The 26265-nt window shown below is 68.4% G+C and carries 25 protein-coding genes; 13 read left to right on the forward strand and 12 right to left on the reverse strand.

What is annotated here, in order from left to right:
• Nucleotides 1-2 precede the first annotated feature (2 nt).
• Nucleotides 3-845, reverse strand: a complete 843-nt coding sequence (locus tag HYG95_RS09885; protein WP_181697684.1) for an oxidoreductase — start codon at nt 843-845, stop codon at nt 3-5.
• An 87-nt stretch (nt 846-932) separates the two neighbouring features.
• Between HYG95_RS09885 and HYG95_RS09890 the strand changes: the two genes are divergently transcribed.
• Entirely contained in the window at nt 933-1850 is a 918-nt protein-coding gene (locus HYG95_RS09890; protein ID WP_181697685.1) for a LysR family transcriptional regulator, read from the forward strand.
• Here HYG95_RS09890 and HYG95_RS09895 read toward each other — a convergent pair.
• Together HYG95_RS09895 and HYG95_RS09900 are read right to left on the reverse strand one after the other, a co-directional pair.
• Nucleotides 1837-3381, reverse strand: a complete 1545-nt coding sequence (locus HYG95_RS09895) for an acyl-CoA carboxylase subunit beta (protein ID WP_181697686.1) — start codon at nt 3379-3381, stop codon at nt 1837-1839. The two genes, HYG95_RS09890 and HYG95_RS09895, sit on opposite strands and share 14 nt — an antisense overlap.
• An 87-nt stretch (nt 3382-3468) precedes the next feature.
• The gene (locus HYG95_RS09900; protein ID WP_181697687.1) at nt 3469-4368 is read right to left on the reverse strand and encodes a LysR family transcriptional regulator; all 900 of its coding nucleotides are present in this window, start codon (nt 4366-4368) and stop codon (nt 3469-3471) included.
• A gap of 70 nt (nt 4369-4438) precedes the next feature.
• Between HYG95_RS09900 and HYG95_RS09905 the strand changes: the two genes are divergently transcribed.
• The 4 genes from HYG95_RS09905 (at nt 4439) to HYG95_RS09920 (ending at nt 7636) form a co-directional block, all read left to right on the forward strand.
• Complete coding sequence (locus HYG95_RS09905; protein ID WP_181697688.1) at nt 4439-5773, forward strand: FAD-binding oxidoreductase; 1335 nt, start codon at nt 4439-4441, stop codon at nt 5771-5773.
• Between the two features lie 65 nt (nt 5774-5838).
• A complete protein-coding gene (locus HYG95_RS09910; RefSeq protein WP_181697689.1) occupies nt 5839-6723 on the forward strand; it encodes an SPFH domain-containing protein in 885 nt (294 codons plus the stop codon).
• 8 nt (nt 6724-6731) lie between these two features.
• On the forward strand, nt 6732-6902 hold the full coding sequence (locus tag HYG95_RS09915) for a hypothetical protein (RefSeq protein WP_166655833.1): 171 nt from the start codon (nt 6732-6734) through the stop codon (nt 6900-6902).
• Between the two features lie 179 nt (nt 6903-7081).
• Nucleotides 7082-7636 (forward strand): hypothetical protein, encoded by a 555-nt coding sequence (locus HYG95_RS09920; protein ID WP_181697690.1) that lies wholly within the window; start codon nt 7082-7084, stop codon nt 7634-7636.
• Here the strand turns inward: HYG95_RS09920 and HYG95_RS09925 are convergent.
• On the reverse strand, nt 7633-8505 hold the full coding sequence (locus HYG95_RS09925) for a class I SAM-dependent methyltransferase (protein WP_181697691.1): 873 nt from the start codon (nt 8503-8505) through the stop codon (nt 7633-7635). The two genes, HYG95_RS09920 and HYG95_RS09925, sit on opposite strands and share 4 nt — an antisense overlap.
• A gap of 295 nt (nt 8506-8800) precedes the next feature.
• Here HYG95_RS09925 and rpsA point away from each other — a divergent pair, with 295 nt between their 5' ends.
• On the forward strand, nt 8801-10276 hold the full coding sequence (gene rpsA / locus HYG95_RS09930; RefSeq protein WP_067498011.1) for a 30S ribosomal protein S1: 1476 nt from the start codon (nt 8801-8803) through the stop codon (nt 10274-10276).
• A 139-nt stretch (nt 10277-10415) separates the two neighbouring features.
• Here the strand turns inward: rpsA and HYG95_RS09935 are convergent, their stop codons facing one another.
• On the reverse strand, nt 10416-10631 hold the full coding sequence (locus tag HYG95_RS09935) for a hypothetical protein (protein ID WP_181697692.1): 216 nt from the start codon (nt 10629-10631) through the stop codon (nt 10416-10418).
• A gap of 149 nt (nt 10632-10780) precedes the next feature.
• Between HYG95_RS09935 and coaE the strand changes: the two genes are divergently transcribed.
• Nucleotides 10781-11986: a dephospho-CoA kinase gene (coaE, locus tag HYG95_RS09940; RefSeq protein ID WP_181697693.1), complete on the forward strand. Its 1206-nt coding sequence runs from the start codon at nt 10781-10783 to the stop codon at nt 11984-11986.
• 120 nt (nt 11987-12106) lie between these two features.
• Nucleotides 12107-12529, forward strand: coding sequence for a hypothetical protein (locus HYG95_RS09945; protein WP_181697694.1), 423 nt, complete (start codon nt 12107-12109; stop codon nt 12527-12529).
• Nucleotides 12530-12580: 51 nt separating this feature from the next.
• Here HYG95_RS09945 and HYG95_RS09950 read toward each other — a convergent pair whose 3' ends face one another.
• On the reverse strand, nt 12581-13105 hold the full coding sequence (locus HYG95_RS09950; RefSeq protein WP_181697695.1) for a DUF402 domain-containing protein: 525 nt from the start codon (nt 13103-13105) through the stop codon (nt 12581-12583).
• A gap of 90 nt (nt 13106-13195) precedes the next feature.
• Here HYG95_RS09950 and uvrB point away from each other — a divergent pair, with 90 nt between their 5' ends.
• Nucleotides 13196-15376, forward strand: coding sequence for an excinuclease ABC subunit UvrB (uvrB, locus tag HYG95_RS09955; RefSeq protein WP_220139264.1), 2181 nt, complete (start codon nt 13196-13198; stop codon nt 15374-15376).
• Nucleotides 15377-15420: 44 nt separating this feature from the next.
• On the opposite strand, the gene HYG95_RS09960 is transcribed toward uvrB, so the two are convergent.
• Nucleotides 15421-15888 carry a VOC family protein gene (locus HYG95_RS09960; RefSeq protein ID WP_181697696.1) on the reverse strand — a complete coding sequence of 156 codons (468 nt, stop codon included), beginning with the start codon at nt 15886-15888 and terminating at the stop codon, nt 15421-15423.
• A gap of 56 nt (nt 15889-15944) precedes the next feature.
• On the opposite strand from HYG95_RS09960, the gene HYG95_RS09965 reads away from it, so the two are divergent.
• Together HYG95_RS09965 and HYG95_RS09970 are read left to right on the forward strand one after the other, a co-directional pair.
• The gene (locus HYG95_RS09965; RefSeq protein WP_181697697.1) at nt 15945-16781 is read left to right on the forward strand and encodes an AraC family transcriptional regulator; all 837 of its coding nucleotides are present in this window, start codon (nt 15945-15947) and stop codon (nt 16779-16781) included.
• Nucleotides 16782-17071: 290 nt separating this feature from the next.
• A complete protein-coding gene (locus tag HYG95_RS09970; RefSeq protein WP_181697698.1) occupies nt 17072-17524 on the forward strand; it encodes a universal stress protein in 453 nt (150 codons plus the stop codon).
• 53 nt (nt 17525-17577) lie between these two features.
• On the opposite strand, the gene HYG95_RS09975 is transcribed toward HYG95_RS09970, so the two are convergent.
• From HYG95_RS09975 to HYG95_RS09985, 3 genes are read right to left on the reverse strand one after another with little or no spacing between them, the layout of a single operon-like run.
• On the reverse strand, nt 17578-19875 hold the full coding sequence (locus tag HYG95_RS09975; RefSeq protein WP_181697699.1) for a 3'-5' exonuclease: 2298 nt from the start codon (nt 19873-19875) through the stop codon (nt 17578-17580).
• Between the two features lie 44 nt (nt 19876-19919).
• Complete coding sequence (locus HYG95_RS09980) at nt 19920-20258, reverse strand: antibiotic biosynthesis monooxygenase (protein ID WP_181697700.1); 339 nt, start codon at nt 20256-20258, stop codon at nt 19920-19922.
• Nucleotides 20259-20271: 13 nt separating this feature from the next.
• Entirely contained in the window at nt 20272-21582 is a 1311-nt protein-coding gene (locus tag HYG95_RS09985) for a diguanylate cyclase domain-containing protein (protein WP_181697701.1), read from the reverse strand.
• Between the two features lie 132 nt (nt 21583-21714).
• Between HYG95_RS09985 and HYG95_RS09990 the strand changes: the two genes are divergently transcribed.
• Nucleotides 21715-22860 carry a beta-ketoacyl synthase N-terminal-like domain-containing protein gene (locus HYG95_RS09990; protein ID WP_181697702.1) on the forward strand — a complete coding sequence of 382 codons (1146 nt, stop codon included), beginning with the start codon at nt 21715-21717 and terminating at the stop codon, nt 22858-22860.
• Between the two features lie 3 nt (nt 22861-22863).
• Here the strand turns inward: HYG95_RS09990 and HYG95_RS09995 are convergent, their stop codons facing one another.
• Nucleotides 22864-24687: a GAF domain-containing sensor histidine kinase gene (locus HYG95_RS09995; protein WP_181697703.1), complete on the reverse strand. Its 1824-nt coding sequence runs from the start codon at nt 24685-24687 to the stop codon at nt 22864-22866.
• Between the two features lie 146 nt (nt 24688-24833).
• Here HYG95_RS09995 and HYG95_RS10000 point away from each other — a divergent pair, with 146 nt between their 5' ends.
• Nucleotides 24834-25613 (forward strand): sigma 54 modulation/S30EA ribosomal C-terminal domain-containing protein, encoded by a 780-nt coding sequence (locus tag HYG95_RS10000; protein ID WP_181697704.1) that lies wholly within the window; start codon nt 24834-24836, stop codon nt 25611-25613.
• A 3-nt stretch (nt 25614-25616) separates the two neighbouring features.
• On the opposite strand, the gene HYG95_RS10005 is transcribed toward HYG95_RS10000, so the two are convergent.
• Nucleotides 25617-26249, reverse strand: a complete 633-nt coding sequence (locus HYG95_RS10005) for a response regulator transcription factor (protein ID WP_181697705.1) — start codon at nt 26247-26249, stop codon at nt 25617-25619.
• Nucleotides 26250-26265 lie beyond the last annotated feature (16 nt).

Genomic DNA, 26265 nt, shown 5'->3' on the forward strand with positions numbered 1-26265 from the left:
TTTCAGTTCTCGTCGAAGGTGGTGTCGCGCGAGACTTTCTCCCAGGTCAGCACGTCGTCACGGACGGCGTCGAGGTGGCCCAGCACCGCGTCGACCGAGTCGGACCCCAACGGCAGTCGCAGCGGGGTGTGCTCGGCGGCGAGGGCGGTGCGGATGGCGGCGGCGGCCTTGGCGGGGTCGCCCGGCTGGGTGCCGTCGCCGCCCTCGACCATGCGGCGGGTGGCGCCCGCGGTGTCGGCGTACACCTCGGACTCGGCGCTGAAGGCGGCCGCGCCCGGCCCGAACAGGCCCGTGCGGAAGGCGCCGGGCTCCACGATCAGCACCTTGATCCCGAAAGGCGCCACTTCCTCGGCCAGCGCTTCCGTCAGGCCCTCCAGTGCGAATTTCGTCGCGCTGTAGGCGGAGAACCCGGCGAAGGACAGTTGCCCACCGACACTGCTCATCTGCACGATCGCACCGCTGCGCTGGGAGCGCATGTGCGGCAGTACCGCCCTGGTCAATGCCGCGGGACCGAACAGATGCAGGTCGAACAGGGCGCGCAGTTCGGCATCGGTGGTCTCTTCCACCGCGCCCACATGGGTGCGGCCCGCATTGTTGACCAGCACATCGATGCGGCCGTGGCGGGCCACGACATCGGCGATCACCGTGTCGATACGGTCGGTGTCGGTGACATCGAGGGCGACGGTCTCGAGCTGATCGGGATGCGCGGCGACCAGATCGTCGAGGGCGGCGGTGCGCCGGGCGACGGCGATGACGATGTCGCCCGCCTCGATCGCCGCCTGCGCGATGGCCCGACCGAAACCGCTGCTCGCCCCGGTGACCAACCAGATCTGCGGAACACTCATCAGAACTCCTCTACCCGTTGATGTTTCGTCCCGATCCTGCTCGAGTCCGCGGATGCCGTCCAAGACCCGTTGTGATAACCAATGGTTATGGATGTGCACGGGCGCGATCTGCGCTACTTCGTCGCGGTCGCCGAGCAGCTCACCTTCACCGGCGCCGCCGAACGGTTGTATGTGTCCCAGCCCGCGCTGAGCAAACAGATCCGCAAGCTCGAAAAGCAGATCGGCACCGCATTGTTCGTGCGTGGACCGCGGTCGGTCACCTTGACGGCGGCGGGTGCGGCGCTGCTGCCGCAGGCCCGTCAGGTACTCGCGGCGTGGGAGCTCGGCGAAGCCGCGGTCGCGGCCGCCAAGGCCACGCAGGCGGCGGTCCTGACGATCGGGATCAGTACGAGCCCGGGTCGCGGCATCCTGCCCGCCATCCGCTCCCGGTTCGGCACCGCCTTTCCGCACGCGAAACCGGTCCTGCGCCAGTTCAGTTGGGAAGATCCGTCAGCGGGGCTGGCCGATGGATCAAGTGATGTCGCCTTCGTCTGGTTGCCGCTCGACCACGCCCGCTACGACTGGCACGTGGTCGCGACGGAACCGCGGCTGGTCGCCTTGCCGAGCACACACCGGCTCGCCACCCGCGAGCAGATCGCCTTCGCGGATCTCCTCGCGGAACCCTTTCTGGCACTCCCGCATTCGGCCGGGATCCTGCGCGACTACTGGCTCGCCCTCGATGCCCGTGACGGGCGTGAACCCGTCATCGGCGCCGAGGTCTCGAGCACCGAGGAAACCTACGAGGCCCTGGTCAACGGCGACGGCGTCGTGCTGCTGGCCACCGGAAACGCACCGATGGTGACCCGCGACGGCGTGGTGTGCCGACCGGTCACCGGGATCAGCCCCTGCGAACTTGCCCTGGCCTGGCGGCGCGACGACACCCGCCCCCTGGTCCGCGGCTATGTGGCGGCGTGCGGGCTGGCCCGGCGTGGGCGCCGGGCCGAGCACGGTGTCACAACGGCATGAGCAGGTGTTTGCGTGGCCCTCGGATCTCGCGCTTGTCGGCGAGCAGGCGCAGGGCCCTGCGGATTTCCAGGCGGGTCCGCGACGGTTCGATCACCGCGTCGATGTAGCCGCGTTCGGCGGCGATCCACGGGGTGGCCACGGTGGTGTTGTAGAAGTCGATCATCTGCTGACGCACCTGGCGGCGCTGTTCCTCGGGAACTGCGGCCAGCTGCTTCCGCTGCGTCAACCCGACCGCCGCCTCCGCGCCCATCACCGCGATACGCGCGGTCGGCCACGCCAGGTTCACATCGCCGCCGAGCTGCTTGCAGCCCATCACCGCGTAACCACCGCCGTAGGCCTTGCGCACGACGACGGTGACGATCGGCACGGTCGCCTCGACCACCGCGTAGAAGAACCGCCCGCCGCGCTTGATGACGCCGATCTTCTCCTCCTCGACGCCCGGCAGCACACCAGGCGTGTCGACGACGAACACCAGCGGCAACCCGAACGCGTCGCAGAGGCGGATGAAGTGGGCCGCCTTGTCCGAGCAGCGGGCATCGATCGCGCCGCTGGACACGAGCGGCTGGTTGGCGATCACGCCGACGCTTCGGCCGTCGACGCGCGCGAAACCGGTGATGAGATTGCGGGCGGCATTGCCACCGATCTCGTGGAAATCGCCGTCGTCGAAGATGCGTAACAGCACGTCGTACATGTCGTAACCGGCGCGATCGGAATCCGGGATCAGCGAGTCGAGTTCGTGATCGGACTCGGTGATCCCGGGTTCGAGGCCGGGATTCACCACCGGCGCCTCGTCGAAACAGCTCGACGGCATGTAGCTCAAATACGCTCGCGCCCAGTCGAAGGCGGCCTGCTCGTCGGCCGCGACGTGATGGATGTTGCCGTTCTGCGCCTGGTTGAACGCGCCGCCGAGCTCCTCGAGGGTGACCACCTCGCCGGTGGTCTCCCGGATGATCTCGGGACCGGTGACGAACATGTACGCCGACTCGGTGGCGATCAGCACATCGGTGTTGATCGGCGAATACACCGCTCCCGCAGCACATTTGCCGAGCATGATCGACACCTGCGGCACCAGGCCCGACAGCCGGAGCTGGCGGCGGCTCATGGCCGCGTACCAGGCCAGCGAGGTCACCGCGTCCTGCACACGGGCGCCGCCGGAGTCGTTGATCGCGATGAACGGGCACTGCACGTCGGCCGCGCGGTCCATGGCCATGGCCACCTTGCGGCCGAACATCTCACCGACCGACCCGCCGTACACGGTCTGGTCGTGGGCGATCACCACCACGGGGCGCCCGTCCACGGTTCCGTGCCCGGTGACCACGCCGTCGCTGTAGAGGCCGTCGCCCGGCTGCCGCACGAGGGCGCCGATTTCGACGAAACTGCCCTTGTCCAACAGCATGTCGATCCGTTCACGCGGACTCGGTATCCCCTTGGCCGCCCGCTTGGCGACGCCGGCTTCCCCCGCCGGCTCCTGTGCCGCCACCAGATTCTGCCGCAGCTCCCGCAACTTCCCCGCGGTTGTCGACTGCCCCATGTCGCGCCCTTCCTGTCGTGGTCGAGCTCTCCTTCATCAGTGTGGTGCGAGCCTAACGCCGCCGTGACGACGGCGGCGCGGGCGGCATCAGGTGCCGGTGCGCAGCGCGATCCGCAGCTGACCGAGCAGCACCTTGGCCGCCGGAGTGAGTGGCCGATCGGCTCGCCAGGCCAGCGCCAGCCTGCCGCGGATCGCCGGCTCGACGATCGATAGCACCCGAACCCCGAATCCCGCGGCTTCCTCGGCGCCGAGCGCGGGCACCACCGCCGTGCCGAGGCCGCGTGCGGCGAGCTCGAGCAGCAGCGGGGGAGCCGCCGCCTCGAAGGCGATCTCCGGAACGAAACCCGCGGCAGCACAGGAACGTTCGAAGATTCCGCGCAGGCCGGTGCCGCGGGGCAGGCAGATGAGGCGTCGCCCGGTGAGCGCCCGCAGGGTGATGGTGTCGGCGGGTTCGTCGGCTTCGGCGGCGACCGCGGCGACGAGCGGCGTCTCGAGCACCACGTCGGTAGCGATGCCGGGTCCGAGCTCGGCGCCGGTGAGGCCGACCAGGGCGAGGTCGAGGTCGTCGCGGTCGAGTGCGGCGAGCATGCGTTCGGACGTGTCCTCGGTCAGGCTGATCGCGACACCGGGGTGGTCGTGGTGGAAGCCGGCCAGCACACCCGCGATGTCGAACTCGTCGGCCGCCGCACCGGAGATGGCACCCAACCGCACCCGGCCACGCAGCAATCCGCTGAACTCCTGGACGGTCTGGTCGATGCGATCGACGGCGGCCAGGGCGGCGCGGGCATGGTCGAGAACCGCCCGGCCGACCTCGGTCGGGGTGACGGTTCGGGCGCCGCGATCCAGGAGCCGCTGGCCGAGTTCGCGTTCGAGCTGTTTGAGCTGGGCGCTCAGCCCCGGCTGACTCAGGTGTAGGCGCTGTGCCGCTCGCGTGAAGCCGCCCTCGTCGACGACCGTCACGAAGTAGCGCAGCTGCCGCAGTTCCATAACCAGAGATTATAGGAGCCAGAAAAACTATCTGTTGGGCTTATTGCACCGAGGTGAGCACAGTGGAGTCATGACTGAAACCGCCACTTTCACCGGGCCCGTGTTCACCCCGGACGACGCCGGGTACCAGCAGGAGATCGCCGGGTTCCAGACCGCCTACACTCACCGGCCCGCACTCGTCGCCGGTGCCGTCCACACCGAGGACGTGCGCGCCGCCGTGGAATACGCGGCGCGACACCGTCTTCCCCTCGCGGTGCAGGCCACCGGGCACGGTCTGTCGGTCGCCGTCGACGGCGGTGTGCTCGTCACCACCGGCCGGATGAACGCGATCACCGTCGACCCGGACAAACGAACCGCAAGGGTCGGCGCCGGTGTGCGGGCCGGCGCACTGGTCGAGGCGGCCGCCGCGCACGGGCTGGCCCCGCTGAACGGTTCCTCACCGTCGGTGGGTGTGGTCGGCTACGTGCTCGGCGGCGGCCTCGGCCTGCTCGGCCGCGAATTCGGTTACGCCGCAGACCATGTGCGCTCGATAGAACTCGTCACGGCGGACGGTCGCGTCCGTACCCTCGGCCCCGCCGACGAACTGTTCGCGGCGGTCCTCGGCACCGGCGGCAACTTCGGTGTGGTGACCGCCCTCGAACTCGACCTCGTGCCCGTCACCGAGATCTATGGCGGCCAGCTGCTTTTCGACACCCCGCTCGTCGACACGGTGCTCGACACCTGGCGGCAGTGGAGTGCGACCGTGCCCGAGGAAATCACCTCAACCGTCGCCGCGCTGACCTTCCCCGACATCCCGCCGGTCCCGCAGCCGTTGCGCGGCAGGCATGTCGCCTCCATCCGGGTGGCGAGCACGTTGCCCGCCGAGGAGGCCGAGCGCCTGGTCGCACCGTTGCGCGCTATCGGTGACCGTCTGCGCGACGACCTGCGCACCATGCCTTACACCGAATCCCACACGGTGCACAGCGATCCCGACTTCCCGCACGCCTACGCCGCGACCAACGCGCTGCTCGCCGACCTCACCCCCGAAGCGCTGGCCGCGCTGCGGGCGCAAACCGCACCCGGCGGACCGGTCGACGCCGTGATCGACATCCGTCATCTGGGTGGGGCGCTGCGCCGGGGGACCGCGTCGGTCGGTCACCGCGACGCCGAGTACATCGTGCGGGTCATCACCGACGCGGGCGCCGGCGACGCCGCTCCCGAAGCGCTGGACACGGTGCGAAAAGCACTGGCGCCGTGGACAATCGGCCACAACCTCAACTTCCTTTACGGAGCGGGCGCCGCGGCAGGCCCCGAGCAGACCGCGGCGGGCTATCCACCTGCCGATTTCGACCGGCTGCGGGCCTTGAAGACGAAGTACGACCCGTACGGCATGTTCCGCGCCAATCGCACCATCCCCCGCGTGTAACCGGCGTTGTCGCCGCTGTCTGTATCTGCTATTGTAATGATATCACTCGGATATCGGAGGATGTCATGGAACTGCGGCCCGCCTTTCGCTTCAACGGATTTGCCGTCCTACTCGGGTGGTTGGTGTCCACCCTGCTGTTCGGCGCCCTCGCGGTGCTGTCGCTGATCTCGGTGTCCCAGCACGACGGCGGCGCGCTCGCCTGGGCAGGCGCGGTGGTCGGCGTTCTCGGTGTGGTGATCGTCGCGGCGCTGGCCACCGGGCTGATCGTGGTCGACCCCAACGAGGCCAAGGTCGTCACCTTCTTCGGTCGCTACATCGGCTCGGTCAGCGAACCGGGCTTCTTCTCGGTGGTCCCGCTCAGCGACCGCAAGTCCATCTCGCTGCGAGTGCGCAACTTCGAGACCCAGAAACTGAAGGTCAACGACGCCGACGGCAATCCCGTCGAGATCGCGGCTGTGGTGGTCTACAAGGTGGTCGACAGCTTCAAGGCTGCCTTCGCGGTCGACGACTACGAGGAGTACGTCGAGACCCAGTCCGAGGCCGCGGTCCGTCACCTGGCGACCACGCACCCCTACGACGCCCACGACGACACCCGCACCAGCCTGCGCGACGGCGCCGAGGTGGCCGAGGAACTCACCGTCGAGCTGCGCGAACGCACCCTTACCGCCGGTATCGAGGTGATCGAGGCCCGCATCACCCACCTGGCCTACGCACCCGAGATCGCGCAGGCGATGCTGGTCCGTCAGCAGGCCGCGCAGGTGGTCGCCGCCCGCACCCAGATCGTCGAGGGCGCTGTCGGGATGGTCGCCCTGGCGCTCGACCGCCTCGCCGAGCAGGGCACCGTCGAACTCGACGAGGAACGCAAGGCCAACATGGTCTCCAACCTCCTCGTCGTCCTCTGCGGCGACCGCGCGACGCAACCGGTCGTCAACGCCGGATCCCTCTACTGAGGCCGACTGTGCCCGCGCCGAAGAGGGAACCCAAAAAGGTTCTGCTGCGGCTCGACCCGGCCGTCCACGAGGCCATCGCCAAGTGGGCGGCCGACGACCTGCGCAGCATCAACTCCCAGATCGAATACGCCCTGCGCCTAGCCCTCGAGCAGGTCGGCCGAAAACCCAAGCGCGACTGAGTCGCTCGGATCGAGGCCCTCGGTGGCTCACCGTGGTGATCTGTCACGGCACCCGACCGGCCGACCTGGGCGAACACCGGGTTTCGTCTGGAAGGACGCGCCGAGCCGTGCACGGCGACAACCGAACTCGACCACGCCGGTAAATTGATCCGGTGCCCATCTCGTTCGACATTCCTGGAATGCAACAGTTGGACGACACGACCTGGGGGAATCCGGCCACTCGTGATGTCGTCGCGCTGAACTACGTCAACGGCGCACCCGATCTGCCCGCGCGGCTCGACGACCCGAAGCGGCTGCGCAGGCGGCTGGCCGAACACCACGCGCGCACCGGCTGCCTGATCGAGGCATTCGTGGTGTGGGTCGACCAGTTGCCCGCGTTGCTGCGCGTCGAGAAGACGCGGATGCCGGGCCCACACGGTGAGCTCGTCTTCGCGGCGTCCATCGTGGTGCCCAAGGACCGCTGCTCGGCGGTGTTCCAGATCATCTGCCCGGAGACGGGGCCGCCGGGGGAGCGGGAACGGACGATCGGCCGCCGATTCCGCCGCGACGAGATGTGCCCGCCCCACCCCTACGCACCGGGTCTGCGCGGGAAACTGCCGTACCTGCTGTCCGACGACGTCCGCTTCGACGCCGAATTCCCGCATCACGCGCTCACCAGGGCGCGTCGCTGGGTCGCCGAAACGGTGCCGAACGTCCAGGTCGCCCCGTCGTTCGCGGCGCTGCCCGAGTTCTAGGCGCCGGGCCGTCCGGTGCCGCCGGGCTTCTCGGTGACGAAGATGGCGGTGCCGGGGAAGATCTCCCCGCGCAACGGCGACCACTGGCCCCATTCGCGGTCGAGCCATTCCGGCCAGTCCGGTTCCACGATGTCGAGCAGGGTCAGCCCCGCGCCGACGATCTCGCGCACCCGGTCACCGATCGTGCGATGGTGCTCGACGTAGGTCGGCACACCGTCAGCGTCGACCTCTACATAGGGCGTGCGGTCGAAATACGGAATACGGGCCACCAGGCCGGCCTCGCCCGGATCGTCGGGAAAGATCCAGCGCATCGGGTGATTCACCGAGAACACCCACCGGCCACCCGGCACGAGCACCCGCGCCACTTCGCGCATCACCCGCGCCGAATCGGCGACGAACGGCACCCCGCCGAACGCCGAACAGGCCAGATCGAAGGTGGCGTCCGCAAACGGAAGCGCCTCCGCGCCCGCCTGAACCAGCGGCACCCGCGGTCCACCCTGCTCCATCGCGGCCACGCCGCGCGCGAGCATCCCCATCGACACATCGAGCCCGACCGGATGCGCGCCCTGCCCCGCCAGCCAGCGCGAACACGGCGCCGAACCGCACCCGATCTCGAGCACCCGCTGGCCCGTCACGTCGCCCAGAAAATGCATGTCGCCCTCGTGCAGCCCCTCCGGGCACCACACGAACTCGCCGCCGGGGGAGTCGACACCGAGGAAATCGGCGTGGGTCTGGTGGTACTGGTCGGCGTCGGCATCCCACCAGCGCCTGCTGGCGCGTTCGCTGTCGGCCGAGCCGATCCTGGTTCGGGTGGTCGCCGCGGTTCCCAACAGCGCGTTTGCCTGCGCATGGCGTTCGTCATCGGACACGACGCCAAGGGTATCGGCGGGAACGGGGGGTGGTTTGCCCGGCTGGAACACCCTCGCGTACGCTGAGGCACGCGAGTGTCTTTCGAGGAACCTCTCACGAGGAACGCTGTGCGCCGGGGTTGATGCGTACAGTATCCGATGACGGAGTCGCCCGTGCTGAGTTTGATCAGCGGCAATGTCGGCGGTCCGTGCGATACTTGTTCGGTCCCTCGTCGCCTCGTCGCGGTGATCTCGCAGCGTACCGAAAGTTCCAATGTCCGCAACCGACCACAATCCGTCCGGAGCAAACCCACATATGCCCACCACCGTCACCTCGCCGCAGGTAGCCGTCAACGACATCGGCTCCGCCGAGGATTTCCTCGCCGCCATCGACGCCACGATCAAGTACTTCAACGATGGCGACATCGTCGAGGGAACCATCGTCAAGGTCGATCGTGACGAGGTCCTGCTCGACATCGGTTACAAGACCGAAGGCGTCATCCCCTCCCGTGAACTCTCCATCAAGCACGATGTCGACCCCAACGAGGTCGTTTCCGTGGGCGATGCGGTCGAGGCCCTGGTTCTCACCAAGGAGGACAAGGAAGGCCGCCTGATCCTGTCGAAGAAGCGGGCTCAGTACGAGCGCGCGTGGGGCACGATCGAGGAGCTCAAGGAGAAGGACGAGGCCGTCAAGGGCACCGTCATCGAGGTCGTCAAGGGCGGCCTGATCCTCGACATCGGTCTCCGTGGCTTCCTGCCCGCCTCGCTCGTCGAGATGCGTCGTGTCCGCGACCTCCAGCCGTACGTCGGCAAGGAGATCGAGGCCAAGATCATCGAGCTCGACAAGAACCGCAACAACGTGGTCCTGTCGCGTCGCGCCTGGCTCGAGCAGACCCAGTCCGAGGTCCGCAGCGAGTTCCTGCACCAGCTGCAGAAGGGCCAGGTCCGCAAGGGTGTGGTCTCCTCGATCGTCAACTTCGGTGCCTTCGTGGACCTGGGCGGCGTCGACGGCCTGGTGCACGTGTCCGAGCTGTCCTGGAAGCACATCGACCACCCGTCCGAGGTCGTCGAGGTCGGCAACGAGGTCACCGTCGAGGTCCTCGACGTCGACCTGGACCGCGAGCGCGTCTCCCTGTCGCTCAAGGCGACCCAGGAAGACCCGTGGCGTCAGTTCGCCCGGACCCACGCGATCGGCCAGATCGTGCCCGGCAAGGTCACCAAGCTGGTTCCCTTCGGTGCCTTCGTGCGCGTCGAAGAGGGCATCGAGGGCCTGGTGCACATCTCCGAGCTGGCCGAGCGCCACGTGGAGGTCCCGGACCAGGTCGTGGCAGTCGGCGACGACGCGATGGTCAAGGTCATCGACATCGACCTGGAGCGTCGCCGGATCTCGCTGTCGCTGAAGCAGGCGAACGAGGACTACCACGCCGAGTTCGACCCGTCGAAGTACGGCATGGCCGACAGCTACGACGAAGCGGGCAACTACATCTTCCCCGAGGGCTTCGATCCCGAGACCAACGAATGGCTCGAGGGCTTCGACAAGCAGCGTGAAGAGTGGGAAGGCCGCTACGCCGAGGCCGAGCGTCGCCACAAGATGCACACCGCTCAGATGGAGAAGATGGCTGCTGACGCGGCTGCCGAAGCCGCCGCTGGCGGTCCGGCCGCGGGCAACTACTCCTCCGAGAGCGGCAACGCCACGCAGGCCACCTCCGGTCCGGCCGAGTCCACCGGCGGTTCGCTCGCCAGTGACGCGCAGCTGGCGGCTCTGCGGGAGAAGCTCAGCGGTAACGCCTGATTCAGGTAGAGCAACACAGTCGAAGGCCCCGGTCCACACTGACCGGGGCCTTCGGCCTGTTTCCGGCCCGGTCATCACACAGAGCTTGCACGACAACGAGCCCACCCGTTCGTAACGGGTGGGCTCGGGTGGTCGGTGCTCAGTTCGCGGCGGCGGCGGGCACCCAGTAGGTGGCGCCCATGCTGGTGCGCTTGCGCATCGCGGCGAAACTGTGTCTGGCGGGCGAGATCAGAGCGGTGAACCAGGACCGGCGATACTCGGCGAGACTCGCTGCCACAGCAGGGAATTCAACGCAGTGCACACCGCCGGGCATGCCGAGGCGGTGGCGAGCCGTCCGGTGTTGTGTGGTGCCCATGATCATCCTTCGCTCGCTGGTGATTGGCCTTCTCGCCTGCGCGAAGGTTAGTCGACGCGACGCGCCCGGCCCCGGATTTGCAGCCGCCGCATATCGGCGTGTCGGGAACACCTGACCTGCTCCGGGCGCGGGGATGCGAGACTTGGCGCATGTTGCGGATCGGCCTCACCGGAGGCATGGGAGCGGGTAAGTCCACAGTGGCGCGGACCATGGTCGAACTGGGGGCGGTGGTGATCGACTCCGATGCCATCGCCCGCGAGGTCGTCGCGCCGGGAACGCCGGGTCTGGCCGCGCTCGTCGCCGAGTTCGGTGACGCGATCCTGGCCGAGGACGGCAGCCTCGACCGGCCCGCGCTGGCGGCGGTGGCCTTCGCCGACGACACCTCACGCGGCAAGCTCAACGCCATCACCCACCCGCTGGTCGGTGCCCGCACGGCCGAACTCATCGGCGCCGCCCCCGCCGATGCCATTGTGGTGCAAGACATTCCGTTGCTGGTGGAGAACGGGCTCGCCCCGCTCATGCAGCTGGTGGTCGTGGTCGGCGCCGATGTCGAGACCCGCCTGCGCCGGCTGGTCGAGCAGCGCGGTGTCGCCGAGGCCGATGCCCTGGCCAGGATCGCCGCCCAGGCCACCGACGAGCAACGCCACGCCGTCGCCGATGTGTGGCTGGACAACAACGGTGCCCCCGGTGTGGTCGAGGAGCAGGTGCGGGCGCTGTGGGAGCGGCGGCTGGTGCCCTTCGAACGCAATCAGCGCGAGGGGGTGCGGGCGCGGGCGGAGTACCGGTTGGTGCCGCACGACCCGGAGTGGGGCGCGCAGGCGCGCCGGATCATCGCCCGGCTGCATCTGGTGTGTGGTGCTGCGGCGGTGCGCATCGACCATGTCGGTTCCACGGCGGTGAGCGGGTTGCCCGCCAAGGACCTCATCGATATCCAGGTGACGGTGGCCCACCTGGAAACCGCTGACGCACTGGCGGATTCGCTGGCAGCCGCGGGATTCCCGCGCGCGGTCGGCATCACGCACGACAACCCGAAGCCCACGCCCGAGGATCCGGCGGGCACCGACGTGGACCTGTGGGCAAAACGCTTGCACGGCAACGCGGATCCCGGCCGACCGGCGAATATTCATCTGCGCGTGCAGGATTCGCCAGGCCAGCGGTTCGCGCTCGACTTCCGCGACTGGTTGCGGGCAGAGGAGGACGTGCGGACGGAGTATCTGGAGATCAAGCGGACGGCCGAACGGGCGGCGGCGGGGAAGTCGGGCGAGGCGGCGGGCGAGGCCTATTACGGGGTGAAGGAACCGTGGTTCGACGTGGTCTACCCGAGGGTCGGTGAGTGGGCTCGCGCCCGCGCGTAACCCCGGTCGGCATCTGTTAAACGTCAATGTTTCAAAAACTGTCCGTAGCGGGCGGCGCGCTGGTTACATTGTGGCGAGTCACTACCGGGTGACTCGATTCACAGGGAAGTTGTAGCGCGTATGACAACACATCACCGTCTCGGCCGTGCGGGCTTCGGCATCACCGCGTTCGGCGCTGTCGCCGCCACCATCGTGCTGGCCGCCCCACAGGCCTCGGCCTGGGTGGGCAACCTCAGCGTCGCGGGCACCGATCACAAGGTCGGGTGCAGCTACAAGCTGACGGCCAGCGTCGAGGTCGACAGGCTGACCTCGGTGAAGTTCACCGACAACGGCCGCGACATCGGCACGGTCTCCCCGTCGCTGCTCTCCGGCACGGTGAGCATGACCTGGAAGCCGACCACGACCGGCCAGCACAAGCTCGAGGCGCGGCAGCTGCTGATCAGCGACTCGATCACCGTCACCGTCGGTGAGGCGGCCGCGACCGGCAGCGCAGGCTGCGGTGGTGGCCTCGGCGACCTGCTCGGCAGCGGTTCGGCAGGCTGATCGATACCGAAACCGCCCGCGACCTGTCCGGTCGCGGGCGGTTTCGTCGTTTCAGCGCCAGGTCAGCGTCATGCCGAGGGTGGTGAGCCACGCCTCGAGCGAGTACCCGTGCGCGGCGATCCCGTCGACCGCCGCGACCGCGTGTTCGATCGCCGCCTGGGCCTGTTCGGCATCGAGCAGGCCGTCGGTCTGCGCGGCGAGCAGTTCGTCGATGTCGACCAGGCGCACATCGCGGCCCGTGCGGACCAGCAGGTCCAGGTAGTGGTCCAGCGAGCGCCACAGCGTCGGGGAGTCCCTGGTGAAGACGCCGACATCGACGTACACGTCCTGCCACTGCTCGATGCCGGGGTTGTACCAGAGTTTGGACGCGCGCAGCGACAGACTCGGGAGCAGCCACGACTCCAGATAGTGGAAGCTGGCATGGTCGGAGTGCCGCCCCATGTAGAGGCCCCACGGCTCCTCCCGGTACACCTCGACCGGCCGCACGAAACCCTTCGGATCGGTATTGGTCTTGGCCGCTACGTCGAACAGCTCGATTTTGGGCGGGTGCACGTGCACGGTCGAGGCCTGGGTCATGTGCGCAGAATCTACCGGCACGCGGGCAGGTGTGCCGCTCGCTTTCGCGCCGGGACGAATCTGTCGGTGGCTGCGCCTAACCTGGTGTGCATGGCATTCGCAACCGAGATCCCGGCCGAAGGGTACGAAGAGCGGGGGCACCCGCTCGCGCATTCGGAGCACCGCCCGGTCGGTGAGATCGAGCGCAAGGGTGGCCGCTTCGAGGTGGTCAGCCCGCATCAGCCGGCAGGCGATCAGCCCGCCGCCATCGCCGAGCTCGAGCGTCGCATCAACGCGGGGGAGAAGGACGTGGTGCTGCTCGGTGCCACCGGCACCGGCAAGTCGGCGACCACCGCCTGGCTGATCGAGAAGCTGCAGCGGCCCACCCTGATGCTCGCGCCGAACAAGACCCTCGCGGCCCAGCTGGCCAACGAACTGCGGGAGATGTTGCCGCACAACGCGGTCGAGTACTTCGTCTCGTACTACGACTACTACCAGCCCGAGGCCTACATCGCCCAGACCGATACCTATATCGAGAAGGACAGCTCGATCAACGACGACGTCGAGCGGCTGCGGCACTCGGCCACCTCCAGCCTGCTGTCGCGTCGCGATGTGGTGGTGGTCGCGTCGGTGTCGTGCATCTACGGTCTCGGTACGCCGCAGTCATACCTGGATCGCTCGGTGCAGCTCGAGGTCGGCGGCGAGATCGACCGTGACGCGCTGCTGCGGCTGCTGGTCGATGTGCAGTACACCCGCAACGACATGGCGTTCACGCGCGGGTCGTTCCGGGTGCGTGGCGACACTGTCGAGATCATCCCGTCCTACGAGGAGCTCGCGGTCCGCATCGAGTTCTTCGGCGACGAGATCGAGGCGCTGTACTACCTGCACCCACTCACCGGCGATGTGGTCCGTCAGGTCGACTCGCTGCGTATCTTCCCCGCCACCCACTACGTGGCGGGCCCGGAGCGCATGGAGAAAGCCGTCGCCGCCATCGAGGAGGAGCTGGCCACGCGCCTGGCCGAGCTCGAGGGCCAGGGCAAACTGCTCGAGGCGCAGCGCCTGCGCATGCGCACCGAATACGATCTGGAGATGATCCGCCAGGTCGGGTTCTGCTCGGGCATCGAGAACTATTCACGTCACATCGACGGTCGCCCCGCCGGGTCGGCGCCCGCCACTCTGCTCGACTACTTCCCCGACGACTTCCTGCTGGTCATCGACGAGTCCCACGTCACCGTCCCGCAGATCGGTGGCATGTACGAGGGCGATATGTCGCGCAAGCGCAACCTCGTCGAATTCGGGTTCCGGCTGCCCTCGGCGGTCGACAACCGGCCGCTCACCTGGGAGGAGTTCGCCGACCGGATCGGGCAGGCGGTGTACCTGTCGGCTACGCCCGGGCCGTACGAGCTCGGCCAGGTGGGCGGTGAGGTCGTCGAACAGGTCATCCGCCCGACTGGTCTCGTCGACCCTCAGGTGGTGGTGAAACCGACCAAGGGCCAGATCGACGACCTGGTACACGAGATCCGGCAGCGCACCGAGCGCGACGAGCGCGTGCTCGTCACCACGCTCACCAAGAAGATGTCCGAGGACCTCACCGACTACCTGCTCGGGCTCGGGGTCCGGGTGCGGTACCTGCATTCGGAGATCGACACCCTGCGCCGCGTGGAACTGCTGCGTCAGCTGCGCCTCGGCGAATACGACGTGCTCGTCGGCATCAACCTGTTGCGCGAGGGCCTCGACCTGCCCGAGGTGTCGCTGGTGGCGATCCTCGACGCCGACAAGGAGGGCTTCCTCCGGTCGAGCACCAGCCTCATCCAGACCATCGGCCGCGCGGCCCGCAACGTGTCGGGTGAAGTGCACATGTACGCCGACAAGATCACCGACTCGATGCGCCACGCCATCGACGAGACCGACCGCCGCCGCGCCAAGCAGATCGCCTACAACGAGGCCAACGGCATCGACCCGCAGCCCCTGCGCAAAAAGATCGCCGACATCCTCGACCAGGTGTACCTGGAGGCGGGCGACGAGGTGGCCGTCGGCGGTTCCGGCCGCAACGTCAGCCGCGGCAGGCGGGCACAGGGCGAACCCGGTCGCGCGGTGAGCGCGGGCATCTACGCCGAACGCGACGTGAAGTCGATGCCGCGCGCCGAGCTGGCCGACCTGGTCGCCTCGCTCACCGATCAGATGATGAACGCCGCCCGCGAACTGCAGTTCGAGCTCGCAGGCCGCTTACGTGACGAGATCGCCGACCTGAAGAAGGAGCTGCGCGGAATGGACGCCGCGGGGTTGAGCTGAGTATGTCGACCCGGCGACGGCCGGAAACCCCGCGGCGCCGGCCGCTAATCAGACCCAGCCATCCATTCGGCGATGCGGCGGTCGGCTTCCTCGCGGGAGACGTTCTCGACGCGGGTCATGACCGCCCAGCGGTGGCCGAACGGGTCGATGACGACGCCGTAGCGGTCACCGGTGACGAAGGTCTGGACGTCCTCGGCAACGCGGGCACCGCGCGCGACGGCACGCGCGACGGCCTCGTCGACATCGGGGCAGTAGTGCACGATCGAGGTGTGCACCCAGCCTTCGGGCGCGCGAACGCTGTTGTCGGCCAGCGGGATTCCGAGCTGCAGAGTGGAGTCGCCGATGAGCAGTTCGGCATGCACGGGTCTGCCCTCGGCATCGTCGGCGCGGCTGAGCACCTTCGCGCCGAAGACCTCGGAGTAGAAGTCGATGGCTGCCTCGCCATCGGCGACGGCCAGGAAACAGGTGATGGAGTGGTAGCCCTCCGGGATGGGCGCAACAGGATTCGTCATGGTTTCGATCCTGCTCACCCGGCGCCCGCCGGTCTTGTAAGAACGCGACACCGGCGATGACGACCGGCGACCTCGACGACGCGAAGGGGATCCTCCTCCCGCGCGAGCAGGCCAGACACCGATCGCTGCGACGGCTCGACGTCGGTCCCGCGCTGGCGGAATTCGCCGACCGGTACTGGGTGGTGCGCTGGGATCTGCGTGGCAGGCCCGCGTTCCGTGCCGAGGTGCTGTCGTTTCCGTGCGTGAACCTCACCTTCGAACGCAGCAGTACCCGTACCGGCGGATTCGTGAACGGCGTGTGCACCACCAAGTACGTGCGCGATCTCGACGGTGAGGGCGAGACATTCGGAATCCGTTTCCGCCCCGGCGGTTTCGGGGCCTTCACCGGGTGTGATGTCGGTGCCCTACGCGACGGTTCGGCGCCGCTAACCGAGGTGCTGCCCGAAGCGGCGGGACTGGCCGATCGGGTGCTAGCGGAATCTTCCGACGAGGACCGGGTCGGGATCGTCGAGGAATTCTTCGGCGGCCGTGGCGGTGCCGAGGATCCGCAGTTCGCGCTGGTGTCGCGCATCGTGACGGCGATGGAGCGGGATCCGGAGCTCACACGCGTGGACCAGGTCACCGAACGGTTCGCGGTGCCCATGCGCACCTTGCAGCGGCTGTTCCGCCGCTATGTGGGCGCCGGCCCGAAATGGGTGCTGTGCCGGTTCAGGTTGCAGGACGCCGCCGATCTGCTCGCTCACTCCGACCCGGATCTGGCCGAGTTGGCCACCGATCTGGGCTATTTCGATCAGGCGCATTTCAGCCGGGAATTCACCGCGCAGATCGGGATGCCGCCCCGCGAATACGCGCGCCGCGCCCGCGCGACGGGCGCGGCCGCCGCAACGCTGTGAACGGGCACGGCGCCGTCGGTGTTGTGACGAAAATCCCAGGCCCGCAGCGGCGTTGATTGTGTTGTGATTTGCCACAATTTCGTCGGCTCACCGTTCGATCGGCGCAGGTGAATGCCGACGACGGCGCCCATAATCCGGTACTGCCGGACAAAGTGACCCAACACTCCCGGTGTGATCTGTTGCGAATTGTCGATAAATCGGCGCGTTGTGGCGTTATGGTCGACGCAATTGCCGCGCCGATGCTCGATTCCCGGGTCGTTCGGCGCTGCACCGACCAAGTTGGAGGAGAGATGACCGCCTACCGGACCATTGTCGTCGGTACTGATGGCTCGGATTCGTCGTACGTCGCGGTGGAGAAGGCTGCGGCGCTCGCTGCCGACGCGGACGCGACCCTCGTGCTGGCCTGCGCCTACTTCCCGACCGATGATCGCGATGTCGCCGCGGCCGCCGATGTGCTCAAGGACGAGGCCTACCAGGTCCGTGGCTCGGCGCCGACCAACGAGATCCTGCACGTCGCCCGCGAGAAGGCGGTGGCCGCCGGTGCGAAGAACATCGTCGAGCGCGCCATCGTCGGCGAGCCGGTGGATTCCCTGCTCGACCTGATCAAGGAGACCAAGGCCGACCTGCTCGTCGTCGGCAACCGTGGCCTCAACACCCTCACCGGCCGCCTGCTCGGCTCCGTCCCCTCGGACGTAGCCCGCAAGTCGCGCTCGGACGTCCTGATCGTCCACACGGTGCGCTAGTACTGGACCGACGAGAAGTGCCGGTACCCGCTGGGTGCCGGCACTTCGTCGTCTCAGGCCAGTGCCGACAACACCTCGGGCAGATCCTCGGTGTGCACCACCGCGAGCCGCTGGGTGGCGCGGGTGAGTGCGACGTAGAGGTCGTTGAGACCGCGCGGGGACTCCTTGACGATGGCCTGGGGTTCCACCAGGTACACGCGGTCGAACTCCAGGCCCTTGGCATCGTGCACCGTGAGGACCTGCACCGATTCGCCTGCCAGCGTGGACAGTTCGGGGACGAGAGCGGCGGGAGCGAGGACGGCCGCAGTGCCGGGTGCCTGTTCCGCGGCGATCAGCCGGGCCAGTTCGTCCGGCACTTCCGCAGGCGAAACACGATGTGCGCGAGGGGGATTGCCGGTTTCGCGGACCGAGCGCGGCGCCTGGGCGGTGGGATCGATGGCGGTGAGGACGTCGGCGGCCACCGCCATGATCTCGGCGGGGGTGCGGTAGTTGACCGTGAGCTCGGTGAGCTTCCAGCGTTTGGCCACATAGGGTTCCAGCACCCGCTGCCACGACGACGCGCCCGCCGGGTCGCCGGTCTGCGCCACGTCACCGACGACGGTGATCCACCGATTCGGGATGCGGCGCATCACCATTCGCCACGCCATCTCCGACAGTTCCTGCGCCTCGTCGACGATCACGTGCCCGTAGGTCCAGGTTCGGTCGCCCGCGGCGCGTTCGGCGGTGGTCTGCCGGTTGCCGAACTCCTGGCGCTGGGCCAGCTGGGTGGCGTCGATCAGGTCGTAGGCCATGAGGATCTCGGGGTCGAGTTCGTCCTCGATGTCCTGGGGTGCGGAACCGGTGAGGATGTCGAGCGCGTCCTGGGCCTCGGCCAGCTGCGCACGCCATCGGCGGCGGGCTCGTTCCCGCTCCTCGGTGTCGTCCACGCCCAGCAGTTCGGCGAGTTCGTCGAGCAGTGGCGCGTCGGCGGCGGAGAACGTGCCGTCGTCGGGGCGGACGAGTTCGGCGCGGTCCTCGGGGCTCAGCGACTTGGCCGCGCGGTCGAGCCGGGCCGGGTCGGCGAGCAGATCGGCGAGGACCTCCTGCGGGGAGAGCACCGGCCACAGCGCGCTGATCGCGGCCTGTACCTGCGGGTCGGCGCGCATCTCGTCGCCGATCTCGCTGAGATCGGCCGAGCTGAGCAGGCTGGTGCCGCCGGACAGATCGGCGCCCATCGTCGCGGCCAGCTGATCGGTGAGCGCGTCGATCACCGACGAGGCGAAGATCGGCCGCGCGAGATTGTGCGGGCGGCGCGAGGAACGCGCCCGGCCACGCGCCCGGGTCGCGATCTTGCGGTCCAGCAGCACCGGGTAGCCGTCGAAGGTGAGCCGCACCGGTTCGGCGGGCACCTCCTGCCGGTCGCGCACCGCCTGCTTGAGCACCTCGAGCATGTCGAGCGAACCCTTGATCTCACCCGCGCGCAGCGAATCCTCGCGGACCGCCTTCACTCCCGGATACAGGTCGCCGATGGTGGACAGCAGCACACCGGTCTCACCGAGCGAGGGCAGCACCTGCCCGATGTAGTCGAGGAAGGTGGCGTTCGGGCCGATGATGAGCACACCACTCTTGGCCAGCTGCTGACGGAAGGTGTAGAGCAGGTAGGCGGCCCGGTGCAGCGCCACCGCCGTCTTGCCGGTGCCCGGCCCACCCTGCACCACGAGCACACTCTTGTGCTCGGAGCGGATGATCGCGTCCTGCTCGCTCTGGATCGTCTCGACGATGTCGTTCATGTGCCCGGTGCGGGCCGCGTTCAGCGCGGCGAGCAGGGCGCTCTCGCCGCCCACGCCGTCGTCGGTACCCACGGCACCGTCGCGTTCGGCCGCGCCCAGGTCGAGGTACTCGTCGTTGATCGCGGTGACCGTGCGGTTGCGTGAGCGGATGTGACGGCGGCGGACCACGTCCTCGGGATTGGCGGTGGTCGCCAGGTAGAACGGGCGCGCCAGGGGAGCGCGCCAGTCCAGTAGGAGCGGTTCGTAGTCGTTGTCCTCGTCGAGGATGCCGAGGCGCCCGATATAGCGGGCGGCGTCCTCGGTGGCGTCCAAGTCGATGCGGCCGAAGCACAGGCCGTGCTCGGCGGCGTCGTATTTGGCCAGGTCCTCGCTGTAGAGCGCGGTGAACGACTCGCGTTCGCTGCGCGCCTGCGGGGTCCCGCCCGCTTCCAGCAGCACGGTCTTGAGCCGGTTCTGCGCGTAGTCGCGCATGGCGTCGAGGCGGTCGTAGAGCACCGTGAGGTACTGCTGTTCCTGTTCGATCTCGCGGCCGCGCCCGCCCTGGTCGGTGCTGGCGCGGTCGTCGGCGAGGCGGTCGGGCAAAACAGGACTCCTTTGTCACCGCGTTGAGAACAGAGTTGTCGAGTCTACTTGCCCCCGGACGGCAGCGCGCCCGTCGCGGGGAAGACTTCGTCACCGGTCACCGGCGTGAAGTGCTCGACCACCGGGAAAGGCTCGTAGAAGTGATGCAACAGCGCACGCCAGCGCTGATATTCCGGCGACCCGCGAAACCCCTCGGTGTGATCCCCCAACCGCTCCCATCGCACCAGCAGCAGATAGGTGTCGGGTCGCTCCACACACCGCGACAACGACAGCCCTCCGAAGCCGGGCATACCGGCGATGATCGGGTAGGCCTGCGCGAAGGCTGCCTCGAAAGCGGCGGCGCAACCGGGCCGGACGGGCAGCAGGGCGTGTTCGACGATCACGCCGACCAGTGTGTCAGGACGCGTGCGTGGTGTGGTTGCGGCGACCGGAGGGCTTGTCGCGGTACATGGCCAGATCGGCGTCGTGCAGCACCGCCTCGGGGGTGCGGCGTTCGTGCGGGCCTAGTTCGGTGACGCCGATCGAGGCACTGATCTCGAGACGGTGCCCGCTCGCGATGATCGGCTCGGCCATGGTGACGCGCAGCCGTTCGATCAGGCGCGGCAGATCGGTGCGCTGCGGTTGCCCGGCGAGCAGCACGAGGAACTCGTCCCCGCCGAGCCTGCCGACCACGTCCTCGGCGCGCAGCGCGCGTTGCAGCCGCTGGGCGACGATCTGCAGGACCGTGTCGCCGATGGCGTGGCCGAGTGTGTCGTTGATCGCCTTGAACCCGTCGAGATCGATGAACAGCACGGTGGTGACCAGGGTGCCGCCCTCGTCGGCCAGTGCCGCCGACAACTGCGACAGGATCAGCGACCGGTTCGCCAGTCCCGTCAGGGCGTCGTGGGTGGCCTGGTACTCGAGCTGCATCTTGCTGGCCCGGTATTCGGTGACATCGGCGAACGACGACACCCCCGCCGAGTCCGGGCTGTCGGGATTGAGCAGCCGGCAGTTACACGACAGCCACACCTGCTGACCGTCGGCCCGGCGCACCCCGAACACGAACCGCGTCACCGGTTCGCCGGTCGTCAACGTGTGCGCCATCGGATGCCTGCCCACGGGCAGCGGCTGACCCTCCCAGTCGATCATCGTGACGGGCAGCTCGTCGAAGCGCGCACCGAGGACCGGCGCGGAGTCGGCGATGCCGAGGATGCGCCTGCCCGCCGGATTGATCGATTCGAGCCTGCCGCGCCGGTCGACGACAAGCACACCCTCCTCGAGCTGGGAGACCACGGTGGTGAAGTACGCCTCGGCCTGCCGTGCGGAGGCCTCGGCGGCCCGCTGCGCGGTCAGATCGTGCACCACCACCTGATAGGCCAGTTCGCCCTGCCAGGCCGTGAGCACCGACACCGTCTGCACGGGCACTTTCCGCCCGTCGATGCGCAAAAGGTCCATTTCGGTCGGCGGTGAGGCCGCGCCCTCGGCGGTGAGCTGGGCGATCCGGTCGAGCATCGGTGGAATGGAGTCGGGGTGCACGAAATGGGTGATCCGCAATCCGAGGAGATCCTCGGCCGTGTGCGCACCGAGCAGTTGCACCATCGCCGGATTCACGTAGACGATGACGCCCGCCTCGTGCACGCAGATGGCGTCGGGTGTGTGCTCGACCAGCGAGCGGTACCGCTGCGCGAGCAGCTCGGCGTTCGCCGCGTCGGTGTTGGGTTTTCTCACTGCGATACCCCCGATCTCGGCCTGGTCTTCGGATGACACACCGGACTATCGTGGTGACCCTCGACGAGATCCGCGAGGAGCGACGTGAGACCGGAAGGACGTCCCGGCGGCATGGCCCACCGAGTCGATTCTATGTCGATCGGTGGTATCGGTGTGGTCTCCGGTTACGGCTGGGGCCGTGAACAATTGTTTCAGGGGGTGCTGGGGGGAAAACCGGCCGCCGGTCTGTATCCGGGTTACGGGCCGGGACGTGACGAGCACGCCTGGGTCGGCCGGATTCCCGACGGCGGCGACCCGGCGCACGGTCGCGGATTGTTCGGGCGTGCCGTTGTCGCCTCGGCCGCCGAGGCGGTGGCCGACGCCCGCTCGCGTGGCTGGCGCGACGAGGGCCGAACGGTCGGTCTGGTGCACGCCATCACCCTCGGCGACGTGGCCGACTGGCGCGATTTCTACCTGCGCGACGGCGGACACCGCCGCTCCCGCGACTACCTGCCGATGCTGCCCTCGACCCCCATCTCCGTGGTGATGCAGCGCTACGGCTTCCACGGGCCCGCCATGAACGTGTCGGCGGCGTGCAGTTCGGGCAATGTCGCCGTACTCACGGCGCGGCAGTGGCGCGACGCGGGCCTGGTGGACGACGTGCTGTGCGTGAGCACCGACCTGTCGGCCACCCCGGAGATGCTCGAGCATTTCGTCGGGATGGGTGCGGCCGTGTCCGATGTGGACCCGTTCACCGCGTGCCGCCCGTTCCAGGAGGGCAGCCTGGGGTTCGTGATGGCGGAAGCGTCGGTGGCGATGCTGCTCACCGACGCGGTGGATGAGCCTTACGCGCGGGTGCTCGGCGGCGCCATGAACAACGACGCCTACCACGTGGTCTCGGTCGAGCCGACGCACGAGCAGTACCTCGAATGCGTCCGGAAAGCATTGCGCGACAGTGGGGTAGCGGCCTCGGAGGTGAACTACGTGAACGCGCACGGCACCGGTACCCGCCAATGCGACGCCGCCGAACGCGACGTGCTCACCACCGTTTTCGACGACCAGCCGTCGATCATCTCGGTCAAGCCGCTCACCGGTCACTGCCAGGGCGCCGCGGCGGCCGTCGAACTGGCATTGATCGCGATGTCCTACGACACCGGCGTCGTCGCGTCGGCACCGGTCGTCGCGCCTGCGCATCCGCGACTGCTCGACGGGCCGACACCGATGCGCGGAGGCCTCACTGTGAATCTGTCGATGGGGATGGGTGGCAACAACTCCGCCCTCGTCGTCGGTCCGGCCTGAGGTTCAGTCCTCACCCGCCTCCGGCCCACCCGCCAGGGCGAAACCGCCGGTAGTCGGTTGGTCCTGTGGGAGCGGAACCGCCCAGCGCAGCCGCGTGCCCGGCATCTCCGAATGCTCGCCGTCGGCATCGGCTCGCACCGCGGGCGCGATCTGGAACCGGCCGCCCGCCTCCAGGGCGCGCTGCTCGAGATTGCGCAGCCCGCTGCGGATGACGTGATTGGGGATGCCCCACCCGTTGTCGCTCACGGTGATCGTGAGATCGTCGGCCACCTCGATCACGATGGCAACGGTGTCGGCGCCGGAGTGGCGCACCGCGTTGCTCACCGCTTCGCGCACAACGGCTTCGGCGTGATCGGCCAGTTGCGGGTCGAGCACCGAGAGCGGGCCCGACACCTGGATGGTCGCGCGCATCGCGATGTCGGCGGTCTGGCGCCGGATCGCCAGCTCGAGCCGCTGTTGCAGCCCCTCGCTGTGGCCCGAACCGCTGGCGTGGAGATCGAAAATGGAGGTGCGGATCTCCTGCACAACCTCCTGTAGATCCATGATGACTGTCGAAAGGCGTTGCCGCACTTCGGGAACAACCGCCTTGGGCATGGTGGCCTGCACGGTGAGGCCGATCGCGAACAGCCGCTGGATCACATGGTCGTGCAGGTCGCGGGCGATACGGTCGCGGTCGGCGACGATATCGAGCTCACGCATCCGCCGTTGCGCGTCGGCCAGGCGCACCGCCAGCGCCGCCTGATCGCAGAACGCGGCGGTGAGCTCGAGCATCTCGTCGGAATAGGGCGCGAAGCCGGGTGGGCGGATGGTCACCAGCACGCCGAGCGTGGCGTCGGGTGTGCACAGCGGAAGGACGAGAGCCGGTCCGGCACCGGGCAATTCGGCGACCGGGAAGTCGACGCCGAGGACGACCTCGGACACGTCGTCGAAGCGCAGCGGTGTGCGCCTGCTGAAAGCATCGCCGAGTACCGTGCCCGCGATCGGGATCGTCTGCCAGTCCTGGCCGGCATCGGGGCCGGTCCACTGGGTGACGACCAATTCGCTGACCTCGCCGGGGGATTCGTCGGGCACCGGTACCGAGGCCAGAAACGCCTGGTGCGAACCGGTCAGCCCGCGTGCGTGGTCGACCACGTGGGCGAGCACCCGATCCGATTCGGTGCCCGCCAGGAATTCGGTGGCGATATCGCGCGTCGCCTCGATCCAGGCCTGTCTAGTGCGTGCCTGCTCGTAGAGGCGCGCGTTGTCGACCGCGATGCCCGCCGCCGCGGCCAGCGCGAGGACGAGCACCTCGTCCTCCTCGGTGAACGGTTGCCCGTCGGACTTCTCCGTCAGGTACAGGCTGCCGAACACCTCGTCCCGGATGCGCACGGGGACACCGAGAAACGAGTGCATCGGCGGATGACCGGGCGGGAAACCCACCGAGGACTCGTGCTCGGTGAGATCGTCGAGCCGCAGCGGTGCCTTCTCCGCGAACACGGCGCCGAGCACACCGCGGCCCGCCGGTAATCGCCCGATCCGGTCGCGGATGTGCTCGGGCATACCCTCATCGATGAACTGCGCGACCTGCTGACCGTGCCCGCGGACCGCGAGCGCGCCGTAACGGGCATCGACCAGGTTCATCGCCGTCCGCACCATGGTGCGCAGGGTTTCGTCGAGATCGAGACCCGCGGTGACCGTGAGCATGGCCTCGACCAGGCCGTCCATCCGGTCGCGCGAGCCGATCATCACCTCGACCCGGTCGGCCACCTCGCCGAGCAGGGCGCGTAGGCGCTGCTGAGACGCAGTGCGGCCCGCCGAATAGCGGCCGCTCCGACCGTCATTCGCCATCGCCGTATCCCGTCGCCGCCCACCTTCGTACCGAGTCAGGAGAAGTCTAGTCCTCGAGGTTGGGGACTTTCGGCCCTTCTACCGCACCGCGCACAGTGGTGGCATAGGGCAGCGGGGGGACGCCGGATCGAGAAGTGGGGCAAGAGATGTATTCGTTGTCGAGCACCCAGCACTGGACTACCGCCGCCGATCCCGAGCTCGCGGTGACCACCCGTGGCGAGGTACCGGCTCAAGACGTCACCCGCGCGGTGCGTGCCATCACCCGCGTGATGCGGCGCCATCATCTCGACAGTCCGGCCCGGGTGCGCGTCACCGCTCCGCGTGGAAACGACGAGCCGACCCTGGTGCAGGCCAACATCCGCACCAACGACACCCTCACCCGTGTGCAGGTCACCGGCCCGGGCGGGTTCGCGGTGACATTCGCCGCCGAACGTCTGGACCGGCAGCTGGCGCGCCGCGCTGGTAAGGAAGCACGTGGCGCCTGGCCCGACCCGGCCCGGCGCCCGCTTGCCCAGGTCACCGAGACCCGCCCGATCATCCGCCGCAAAGACTGCGCCCTGATGACCGGTACTCCGCTGGAAGCCAGCACCGTCCTGGACGCGATGGACTACGACGCGTATCTGTTCACCGACGCCGATACCGGCGAGGACGCCATCGTCACCTGGGCCGACCCGCACGGTGTGCGCCTGGCCCGCCAGCACCGCACCGTCGCCGCGGGCGACTCGGCGCACCTGCCGCTCACCGCCAGCGCCATGCCGGTGCGGGTGGTGCAGGACGCGGCGCCGGTCTTCGCCGAGGACGAGGCATCGGACGTGCTGTGCCGTGGCGGCCTGCCGTATCTGTTCTTCACCGACAGTCACAGTGGCCGGGGCAACCTGCTCTACCGCCGCTACGACGGGGACCTGACCATCGTCGTCCCGTCCTGATTTCTATGGTTCGCGCAGCTTGGTCGCCAGGACCGCGGCCTGGGTGCGGCGTTCGACGCCGAGTTTGGCCAGCAGGCGCGAGACGTAGTTCTTGACCGTCTTCTCGGCCAGGAACATGCGGGCTGCGATCTGGCGGTTGGTCAGCCCCTCGCCGAGGAGTTCGAGCAGCCGCCGTTCCTGGTCGGTCAGGCCCGCGAGGGGACCGGTCGGTTCGGTGCTGCGGCGCAGCCGGGCGCGCAGGGCGTCGGCCGCGCGGGTGTCGAGCAGGGAGTGACCGGCGCCGACCTGCTTGATCGCGTCGGCCAGCTTCATCCCGTCGATGTTCTTCACCACATATCCGCTGGCACCGGCCAGAATGGCGTCGAGCATGGCGTGCTCGTCGGAGAACGAGGTGAGGATCAGGCAGCGCAGGTCCTCGAACTCGGCCAGCAGATTGCGGCACAGCTCGATGCCGTTGCCGTCGGGTAATCGGACATCGAGCACCGCCACATCGGGCCGGCTCTCCCTGATCCGCACCATCGCCTCGGCCACGCCACCTGCCTGACCGATCACAGTGAGTTCAGGATCACCCTCGAGCAGGTCGATCAACCCTCGCCGCACGATCTCGTGGTCGTCGACCAGAAACACCTCGAGCACGGCGGCCCCTTCATCA

The sequence above is a fragment of the Nocardia sp. GTS18 genome, assembly GCF_013839555.1.
In the GTDB taxonomy this organism is placed as follows: Bacteria; Actinomycetota; Actinomycetes; order Mycobacteriales; family Mycobacteriaceae; genus Nocardia; species Nocardia rosealba.